Source organism: Pseudomonadota bacterium (genome assembly GCA_026388255.1).
In the GTDB taxonomy this organism is placed as follows: domain Bacteria; phylum Desulfobacterota; class Syntrophorhabdia; order Syntrophorhabdales; family Syntrophorhabdaceae; genus JAPLKB01.
Window position 1 is genome coordinate 7,977 of the sequence record JAPLKC010000017.1, and the last position, 9,663, is coordinate 17,639.

General features: G+C 41.2%; 10 protein-coding genes. 9 read left to right on the plus strand and 1 reads right to left on the minus strand.

Features of this window, described 5'->3' with window-relative positions:
- The 4 genes from NT178_01215 to NT178_01230 form a co-directional block, all read left to right on the plus strand.
- Positions 1–1,063: HlyD family type I secretion periplasmic adaptor subunit (locus NT178_01215; GenBank protein MCX5811154.1), on the plus strand; the 1,063-nt coding region annotated here is incomplete at its 5' end.
- 104 nt (positions 1,064–1,167) lie between these two features.
- Positions 1,168–1,395 carry a hypothetical protein gene (locus NT178_01220; protein ID MCX5811155.1) on the plus strand — a complete coding sequence of 76 codons (228 nt, stop codon included), beginning with the start codon at positions 1,168–1,170 and terminating at the stop codon, positions 1,393–1,395.
- A gap of 52 nt (positions 1,396–1,447) precedes the next feature.
- On the plus strand, positions 1,448–1,681 hold the full coding sequence (locus NT178_01225; protein MCX5811156.1) for a type II toxin-antitoxin system VapB family antitoxin: 234 nt from the start codon (positions 1,448–1,450) through the stop codon (positions 1,679–1,681).
- Positions 1,671–2,069, plus strand: a complete 399-nt coding sequence (locus NT178_01230) for a PIN domain-containing protein (protein ID MCX5811157.1) — start codon at positions 1,671–1,673, stop codon at positions 2,067–2,069. The genes NT178_01225 and NT178_01230 overlap by 11 nt, the downstream gene beginning before the upstream one ends.
- Before the next feature lie 177 nt (positions 2,070–2,246).
- Here NT178_01230 and NT178_01235 read toward each other — a convergent pair whose 3' ends face one another.
- On the minus strand, positions 2,247–2,582 hold the full coding sequence (locus NT178_01235; protein MCX5811158.1) for a hypothetical protein: 336 nt from the start codon (positions 2,580–2,582) through the stop codon (positions 2,247–2,249).
- A 169-nt stretch (positions 2,583–2,751) separates the two neighbouring features.
- Between NT178_01235 and NT178_01240 the strand changes: the two genes are divergently transcribed.
- The 5 genes from NT178_01240 to NT178_01260 all read left to right on the plus strand — a co-directional run bounded on the left by NT178_01240 (position 2,752) and on the right by NT178_01260 (position 9,340).
- Positions 2,752–2,910, plus strand: a complete 159-nt coding sequence (locus NT178_01240; protein ID MCX5811159.1) for a hypothetical protein — start codon at positions 2,752–2,754, stop codon at positions 2,908–2,910.
- 51 nt (positions 2,911–2,961) lie between these two features.
- The gene (locus tag NT178_01245) at positions 2,962–3,276 is read left to right on the plus strand and encodes a hypothetical protein (protein ID MCX5811160.1); all 315 of its coding nucleotides are present in this window, start codon (positions 2,962–2,964) and stop codon (positions 3,274–3,276) included.
- Between the two features lie 450 nt (positions 3,277–3,726).
- Positions 3,727–4,659, plus strand: coding sequence for a cache domain-containing protein (locus NT178_01250; protein ID MCX5811161.1), 933 nt, complete (start codon positions 3,727–3,729; stop codon positions 4,657–4,659).
- 12 nt (positions 4,660–4,671) lie between these two features.
- The gene (locus NT178_01255) at positions 4,672–6,012 is read left to right on the plus strand and encodes a purine/pyrimidine permease (GenBank protein MCX5811162.1); all 1,341 of its coding nucleotides are present in this window, start codon (positions 4,672–4,674) and stop codon (positions 6,010–6,012) included.
- 499 nt (positions 6,013–6,511) lie between these two features.
- The gene (locus NT178_01260; GenBank protein ID MCX5811163.1) at positions 6,512–9,340 is read left to right on the plus strand and encodes a PAS domain S-box protein; all 2,829 of its coding nucleotides are present in this window, start codon (positions 6,512–6,514) and stop codon (positions 9,338–9,340) included.
- Positions 9,341–9,663 lie beyond the last annotated feature (323 nt).

The following is a 9,663-nucleotide window of genomic DNA, read 5'->3' on the forward strand; positions in this document are numbered from 1 at the left end:
AGAGGGGGATTTTGTGAAAAAGGGACAGGCGCTTATGGAGATCGATCCTTCAATGACTGCGCCGGAAGTAGAATCAAAGAAAAAGAACCTTCAGTTTCTGGAGCTTGAAAAGCTCAGGATGTATTCTGCGCTGGGGAAAAAGGGGTTTAATCCTGATGCGAGAATTCACGATAGCGAAACTATAAAAATCCAGAGGGAGCTTTATGCATCATCCCTGGCAGGACTTCAGAAACAGCTTGAGGGGAAAAAGGCGGAACTGAACCGTATCGAAGAAGAGATTGAATCAACGCAAAAAGATAAGGCACAAAACAGCGTCATGCTCGTTGTGTCTTCAGAGAAAGAAAAGAGACTGAGGACGGTTATTGATATCATTGCAAGGAACGAATATGAAAAGACGACAAATGATATTCTCACATATTCAAACAACATCGAGCAATCGAAACATAAGATCGAGCAACTGAACTACCAGAGACAACAAATTATCAGCGAGATAGCATTTATCAATGAAAATTTCAAGACAACGTCTTTGAAGGAGTTTTCCGATAAACACAGACAGACAACAGAAATCAGAGCTGAAATTGATAAAACAGCCTTCAGGAACGAGAAACAGAGCATACTCTCCCCGGTGGAAGGTCATATTTCAAATCTTTATTTCCACACAATAGGCGGCGTGGTAACGCCTGCGCAAAAACTCATGGCAATCGTTCCGGTAGATGCGCCCCTTGTTGTTAAGGCATCGGTTCTCAATAAAGATGTCGGTTTCGTAAAAGACAATATGCCTGTCCTGATAAAGATCGACACCTTTGACTTCCAGAAATACGGTACATTAAACGGTGTGATAAGGAATGTTGCAAAGCACAGCACAGAGGACGAAAAGCTTGGACCCGTTTATGAAGTATTTATCAACCTTCTCGAATCCCGTCTTATGGTTGAAGGACGGATGACGCCGGTTGCGTCGGGCATGAGCTTAACGGCTGAAATCAAGGTCGGAAAAAGACGGATCATCGAGTTTTTCGTATATCCGCTGATAAAGTATCTGGATGAGGGGATCAAGGTCAGATAAGGAGCATCCTTATTTGTTGGGGGGGCAATTAAGATCAATAAGAACATGAAATATCATTTCATAATACGGCAACACCATTGTTGTGTAATGGCTATGGGGGATTTATGCCTATGACAACAAACAAATATAAGCAGGCAAAAGAGGCACATATGTTCAGGACTTTCAGTAGTAACTCAACAAGGCAAGATAAGTATGAACGTACAGAAAGAAACAACGTCCCTACGTCCCTTCCCAACAAGCTCTGCGACTGGGTTCAGACGGAAATTGTAAGTAATTGTTTTAAGGATATTTTCCTTCATGTGAAAGAAAATATCAACATACATTGTCATTGACAATTCATCAATAATCGGCATACAATTAAGGCATATAAAGGAGGTGCTATATATGCGTGCAACATTAAACATACCCGACGACCTCATTGTTGAAGTACAAAACCTTTCCGGTGAAAAATCGAAAACCAAAGCCATAGTTACTGCTATGCAGGAGTATATAAAAGAGAGAAAGATCAAGAAACTTCTTGAATTGAGAGGGAGATTTCAGATTGATTATAACTGGCAGAAAGAAGAAGAAATTGAACTTCAGGCACAAAAAGAAAGGGAGAAACTTCTTGAACGATAAAATACTGGCAGACACAAGCGTATGGATAGAATTTTTTAATACAGAATCGGATGCCGGGAATATGCTTGAATCACTTATTTCCACCGACTCTGTCGCAATATGCGGAATAGTACTTTTTGAGCTTATGCAGGGTATAAAGTCAGAAACAGAAAAATCAACCATCCTGGATGCCATCTCTGAACTTCCGTACATAGAGATGAACTCAAATTTATGGCAAAAATCAGCGGCATTGTCTGCATCATTGAGAAAAAAAGGGATTACTCTTCCCTTATCCGATATCTTTATCGCCGCCATTGCATTGGAACACAATCTCCTCATATTCACCCTGGATAAACATTTTGAAAGCATTCCCGGCATATCCCTTTATAAACATAAACCGCAGATTTAAGATTCATCTATTCTCCTTAATCCCGACAATTCTAAAGTTTTTGCCGCCAATATGTTCAACAAGGATATCGGCAATAGCTTTTTTCTTCTTTTTATCAAACAGTCTGTTTTTTACAGCTTCAGGAATCGAGGATCTATCTATCCCTTTGATTTCAGCATTTTTACCTTCATGGGTTGCCTAAACAATATCATTGCCGGGGTTCCAGATAAGGGCAACGTTTTTCCACAGGGTTTGCAGCGAAGGCTTTTTTTCTTTCATATTAAGTTGTTCTGCAGCCTCCGGGGAGTTTGTTACTATGGTTTCTATTTTATCTTCGACATGACTGTCACGAAAAACCTCCTGCACCATTTCTTCATTTGTTTCTATATCGAGTGGCTCAACCTGGAAACAAGACCAACCCAACGGGATTGGCTGATCATCTTTGAGCCATACTCTCTGTGATTTCGGCGTAACATTATCTCCTTTATTTTTACCTGCAAAATTTCGTACAAGTTTTTTTGTCTTCTCAGGCAAAAGAGGCACATATGTTCAGGACTCTAAGTAATTCAACAAGGCAAGATAAGGATGAACGTACAGAAAGAAACAACGTCCCTAAGTCCCTTCTCAAAAACTTGGTCTGGAATCCATCCCGGCACGGGTTGTCAATGCAATTACACAAAAAGATGAAATATTAGCCTTTCAGTTGACGGAAAACCTGCAACGTGAAGACTTAAATCCCATAGACCAGGCAAAAGGAATATTGACCTATATTCAGGCAAGGCATTCTGATAAAGGGTACGATGTGGATGGGGTGATGAGTGACCTCATAAAGTATAACCGGAAACCTGACTTGTTATCTTAGGCAGTGGTTACAACAGTTGTAACCACTCCTGAAATCGTCGGAAAGTCAATAATGACGGTGTATAACGGGCTATCACTCTTAAAACTCTCCGATGAGATTCAGGCAGCAATCCGGGCAGGAAAACTACCTGTTTCTCAGGGTTACATTTTTGCATCACACCTTGATTATGCCGATTCAAAGAAAGTCTTTGACATTGTCATAGCACAACCTGTTACCAATACCACCCTTGAGAGAATGCTTACACGTAGCTTAGAGCCACCCAAACAACCCGCACACCCCACACTCTCACGACAGAGGACAAGCGTCAAAAATATAAGGACCGCTATTGAAGAAAATGCAGGCAAATATACCAAAGAAGATCTTTAGGAACTCTTTAATGATCTACGCGTCCTCTGTGACTATGTTCAGCAGCAGGCCGCTGCTACAGTGTCGAAAAAGCCACGCAAACCACAGTTGTGAAGGGTGAAAAAAGTGAAAGGTGAAATGTGGACGCGAGCTTTAGCCTGCGCAAGTAAAAAATGCAGGGCATAGGCTTGTGGGAGGTGGCACGTCTTATGCCGTTTTCTATAATGACAAGGGAGAGATTGTCGGTAAGGTTATGATAAAAAAGACGATAGAGCAATGGCTGGAAGAGATGAGAGGGAATTAATTATTTGCGTTAACCCCTTCCTGAAAGTCTTGTTTTTCCATTTTGCTGCTTTATGCTAAATTATAATCAGAAAGAGTTGAAAAATGGCAAAATTCTAACTTAACATGTGGTATAATTTTATAGAGAAGGTCACTTTAAAATAAGCACATAAATTTTCTTTGATGAATATGCATAAATTAATTCGATTGTACCAGATTATTGCTTTCTCAACATTTGTTGTACTTCTTTCTATATTCATATCGGGCTGTGAAAGTAGATATGAAGATTTAGATCTTAGTGTCTATCAATACCGCGATACAAAAGATCTTGTCAAATTTGTTTATGATGCTTCGCTGATACTCAACAAGGATGGTTTGAAAAGTTTGGAATATTTCCGAAACAATCGCAAACTTTATCTTACACCTGACCGCTACCTTTACATCTACGATATGAACGGAGTGAATATCTATCACACAGGCATGCCGCATCTCGAGGGTAAAAACCTTTGGAATCTTAAAGATAAAAACGGTAAAAAACCAATTCAAATGGTGATTGCCGCATTAGCTGATAAAAACAATCCGCATGCCTGGGTGCATTATTCTTGGTGGGAGCCGGGTAAATTCTATCCTGTTCCTAAATCCTCTTGTCATTTTAAAGTTACAACCGCTGAAGGTATGGTATTATTTGTTGGTGGCGGTTTGAATTATCCTCACGAAGAAAAGGAGTTTATCAGAATTATAGTTGACGACGCCGCTCAATTGATTAAAGAAAAAGGCGATTCTGCGCTTTCGGAGATAGCAGATCCTGTCTCTCAATATATTTTCCGCGATGTGAAAGTATTTGCTTTTACCCAAGCCGGCAAATTGCTTATATCGCCTGTGATGAACGATAGTCTTACTGAATTCAAACTGCTGGATTGTGTCGATGAGATGGGTCATAAACCATTCGAGAAGGCGCTGAAAGGACTAGAGAATAAGGATTCAGTTTGGGAGATATTTCTGGCGAAAAACCGATATCAGCGGATACTTGTAAAAAAGAGCTTATACTTGCGCAAAACATATATCGCTGATCAGGAAATCTATGTCGGCGCGATAACAGACCTTCCCCAACCACCAGGATAATTAAGGCTACGAATGGCAGACAATAAAAAATACGAGTATTCTGTAAATGAAGTACCGCCATTAGGACATTTGTTGTTGTCGGCATTTCAACACGTTCTGATAATGGTTGTTGCTATCGGCATACCTATAATTTTTTCCGGTCAGCTCAATGAAACGCCGGAATTTACAGCTTCTTTGGTAACCTTTTCCATGCTTGCCTCAGGCATTGGCTCAATTATACAGGCTTTGCGATTGCCTTATCTGGGTTCCGGTTATTTATGCCCAAATCTCTGTGGTCCTTCTTATTTAAGTCTTTCTCTTTCCGCGGCGTGGATAGGTGGTTTGCCTTTGATGCGCGGCATTACTATTGTTGCTGGTTTTATAGAGATATTTCTTGCGCCAGTCATTCAAAAGCTTAAAAAGGTATTTCCAATATACATTGTCGGGCTTGTTGTCGCCTTGGTCGGAATCAGTATTATTCAGATTTCAATAACATCGTTTTTTGGTCTTACTTTTCAAGGGGATGCCATACGCAATATAGATATATTTATTGGCGCTGTGTCTTTATTAATAATGGTTTTCTGCAATTTGTGGGGAAAGGGATTTGTTAAGATTTATTGTCTGATTATCGGGATATTCTCGGGATGGATTTTGTCTTTGATACTTATTCCTGAGTATTGGCAAAACCTTGTGTCTGTAAAAAATAGTCCACTTTTCGCGTTGCCTCAATTTCATACACTTCTTAACCCGATAACATTTCGCTTCAATCTATTGATTCCGTTAATTGTTATTGCAATCGGCAGTACTTTGAAAACCTTTGGCAATCTTTTGGCTGCCCAGAAGATGTCAGAGCCCGAACTTGATAAGGTTAATTTTGTGCCTATCCGCAATGGCATAATAGCTGATGGCATTGCAACCACTGTGTCGGGCTTATTGGGTTCGATGGCCGTGGACACATCATCAAGCAATATCGGTTTAGCCGGTGCCACAAAAGTGCTTAGCAGATGGATTAGTGTTGTGGCAGGAGCCATTTTTATTGTTCTTGCATTTTTCCCGATGCTGACGAATGCCCTATCCCATATTCCAAAGCCTGTTCTTGGTGCCTCTCTCATTTTTAGTGGATGTTTTATGATTTGCGCGGGCTTAATACAGATGCTAAACGAAAATTTGGATCAACGTAAAACATTTGTGGTGGGCATTGCGTTATTTTTTGGTTTAAGCACCGCTTTTCTACCTTCGCTCTATGCTCGGGCACCAGAGTTTATACAGACATTTTTTACCGATCCATTGCCTACAACAACAATTCTTGCCGTGATATTGAATCAAATTTTTAATGTAGATATATTTTATAAAAAAATAAGAAAAATAGATTAGGATATTTCATCCTGAAAAGTGGAACTGAGAAAGGTACGAGTAACATTTTTTCGGAATAACCCAACCTACTGATCTATCAATCAGGACTATCTGTTTCATTCCAAATGTCTTTCTTCCTTATTTATTCCAGTCAATGATTTTAAATACCAGCTTCCAACTACAAACCTGCACCATACACGATCGGGAGAGCCTATTGAATACCACATGAAACGTGCAAGCGCTTAACAGCTTGTTTTCTGTTCCTGCAGAGTACGGCTGTCTCCCTGCAATCGAGTTTTTCAAGAATAAACAATTATATATTGTTTCGATTGGTAATAGCGACCCCTGCACAAATCTTTATGTGTGAATAGTACCCACATAAAAAATCAATACAAACCCGGGTTATACATGTTGTTTATTTTATGTTTTACATGAATTAGCATTTGACACCTCGATGAATATCCGGTAATCTGTCTAATAATTGATACATCTCGGCATTATTTATCGCCACGGGGACCAGATGAAAGATCCATCGAGTACAAATTCAGCATCGATCCAAGAGATATCCACCTTAAAAAAGAGAATCAAAGAGCTGGAACAATCAGCATTAGACCACAAACAGGCGGGAGAGGCCCTGCGAGAGAGCGAGAAGGCCTTGAAGGAATCTGAGGGCAGGCTCCGAAATATCATTGAGAGCAGCAAAGATGGCATCATTTTTTTCGACGGAAAAACCAAAAAGATCATCCTGGGAAACAGCGCCATGGCCGAGTTATTAAAATGTTCCAAGGAGGACTTAATTGGCAGGTCCATTTCATCCATACATCCCGCAGAAGAGTGGGCAAGTATTGAACAGAAATTTCAGAAACATCTGAGCGGTGGTCTTTCGTATTCTTCCGGGATTCCTGTCCTCCTCAATGACGGCTCCGTCGTCTACGCGGATATCAGCTCAAGCCCCGTAACGCTTGATGGGAGAGCTTACTTCTCTGCCTTTTTTCGCGATATCACCGAGCGCAAGCATTCAGAGAAGGCGCTGCATGAGAGCAAAGACAGATTTGCAGCAATTTCGGAAGGATCTGCAATTCCCCAATTTGCGATAGATAAAAACCATAACATCATTCTTTGGAATAAAGCCCTTGAGATATATAGTGGCATTAAGGCGAAAGACATGTTGGGCCACCCCGATTACTGGAAGGCCTTTTATAAGGAACAAAGACCCTGTCTCGTAGACCTGGTAGTAAAAGGCTCCAAAGAAGACGAGGTTTCCCGATGGTACGGCAGTATGTTTAATAAATCCAAACTCATTGAAGGAGCATATGAGGCAACAAGTTACTTCCCGCAAATGAGGGGAGGGGTATGGCTTCGCTTTACCGCAGCAGTTATAAGGGATTCGTCAGGAAACATCATGGCCGGCATTGAGACCCTCGATGATATAACAAGCCTGATGACTGTCGAGGCATCGCTTCGTGAGAGCGAGGCAAAATATCGCTCTATCTTCGAGAACGCCGTTGAAGGTATATTCCAGAGCACCCCTGAAGGACGTTTTATAAGCATCAACCCTGCAACAGCCCATATGCACGGTTTTGATTCTCCCGAGGACATGATAAACACCATATCCGATATTAAAACTCAACTATATGTCAACCAAGAACAAAGAAAAAAGTACATCCGTCTTCTAAAGGACAAGGGAAAGATTGAGAACTTTGAAGCCGAGATGTATCGGAAGGACGGAAGTAAAATCTGGACATCCATGAATGTCCGGGCAGTCCGTGATGATGCCGGGAATATCCTTTATTATGAGGGTACTATAGAGGATATCACCAAACGTAAGGAGGCAGAAGAACAACTAAGATATGAGAGGCAGAAGTTCGCCATCCTTACTGAAAATGCACCTCTCGGGATGGCTTTAATCAATAAAAATGGACAATTTCTCTATATCAACCCAAAATACATGGACATATTCGGCTATGACCTCAGTGACATACCTGACGGGAAAACATGGTTAAGAAAGGCATATCCTGATGAAACTTACCGCCACAATGTCATATCGGCATGGTTAGATGATCTGAATAATGCTGACTATGGAGAGCAGCGGCCAAGGGTCTTCAATGCAACATGCAAAGACGGGTCAACGAAGGTAGTCAATTTTATCCCTGTGCTCCTGGAAAACGGCGATAATATCATGGTGTGCGAGGATATTACCGAGCGGAAAAGGTTGGAAACAGAGCTCATGCACGCCCAGAAGATGGAAGCCATCGGCACCCTTGCAGGAGGTATTGCCCATGACTTCAACAACCTTCTTATGGGGATTCGTGGCTATGCTTCCCTTATGTTGATGGAGTTCGATCCATCCCATCCCCATTATGAAAAACTCACAAGGATTGAAAATCAGGTGCAAAGCGGGGCAAATTTAACAAATCAACTTTTGGGATTTGCCCGCGGAGGAAGTTATGCGGTCAAACCCATCAATATTAATGAACTGATTGAAAAGACCTCCACCATGTTCGGAAGAACCAAAAAAGAGATTACCATACACTGTAAATACGAAAAAAACATATGGGCAGTGGAAGTGGACCATGGCCAGATAGAACAGGTGCTCCTCAATCTTTACCTCAACGCCTGGCAGGCTATGCCAACAGGAGGAGACCTCTCCATTGAAACGAAGAATATTGTTATCGGTGAGAATTATGTAAAACCTTATTTGATGATGCCCGGAAGGTATGTGCAGACATCCATCAGTGATACCGGTGTGGGCATGGATGAAAAGACAAAAGAAAGAATCTTCGAACCCTTCTTTACCACAAAAAAACTTGGCAGGGGCACCGGATTGGGTCTTGCAATGGTTTATGGCATTATAAAAAGCCATAACGGTTTTATCGACGTCATTAGTGTACCCGGCAAGGGAACTACATTTACACTTTACTTCCACGCATCAGAGAAGGATGTTGTGAAAGAGAAATCTACAGTTCTGAAAATTATGAGAGGCACAGAGACAATCCTTATAGTCGATGATGAACCGGATGTCCTTGTGGTGAATAAAGAAATCCTTGAGTCCCTCGGGTACAGTGTATATGGAGTTAAGAATGGAGAGGAAGCAATTACACTCTATAAAGAAAAGAAAGACGGAATCGACCTTATTGTTCTCGACATGATCATGCCGGGGCTCTCGGGAAGTGAAACTTTTGACCGTATCAGGGAACTGAACCCTTCAGTAAGGATAATTCTCAGCAGTGGCTACTGTTTAAACGGTCAGGCGCAGCAGATTATGGACAAAGGATGCCACGGGTTTATCCAGAAGCCTTTCGACATGACTCAAATTTCCCGGATGGTCCGGGAAATATTGGATTCGTAAGCAATTTATCAAATAACTCAACGGTTATCTTCTCCAATCACGGTTAAAAATCCCATTCCTATTACAGAAGGAAAGCTGGGCCCAAGTGTTGTTTTTTGTACAAATGATGCTGCCTATAAAACCAACATTTCTTTTCGTAATACACGATCAAAGTCAAAAGGCTCTATGGCTCTATGCTCAACTTGTAGATACTATGATAGATTGTTCGCCCTCTCACAGGTATTTGATATACTTGTGAAAAAAATAGAGGAGGCTCTAAATGAAAAGAGTATCTACAGAATCAGTAAAAGTGTTGTCCGGTAGGAAAGTATATATAGGTATCG

Excerpts from the sequence above, each read along its gene's own strand:
- NT178_01245 (MCX5811160.1), top strand. The coding sequence starts at position 2,962 with ATGACGGTGTATAACGGGCTATCACTCTTAAAACTCTCCGATGAGATT.
- NT178_01255 (MCX5811162.1), top strand. The coding sequence starts at position 4,672 with ATGGCAGACAATAAAAAATACGAGTATTCTGTAAATGAAGTACCGCCA.
- NT178_01260 (MCX5811163.1), top strand. The coding sequence starts at position 6,512 with ATGAAAGATCCATCGAGTACAAATTCAGCATCGATCCAAGAGATATCC.
- NT178_01220 (MCX5811155.1), top strand. The coding sequence starts at position 1,168 with ATGCCTATGACAACAAACAAATATAAGCAGGCAAAAGAGGCACATATG.
- NT178_01250 (MCX5811161.1), top strand. The coding sequence starts at position 3,727 with ATGCATAAATTAATTCGATTGTACCAGATTATTGCTTTCTCAACATTT.
- NT178_01225 (MCX5811156.1), top strand. The coding sequence starts at position 1,448 with ATGCGTGCAACATTAAACATACCCGACGACCTCATTGTTGAAGTACAA.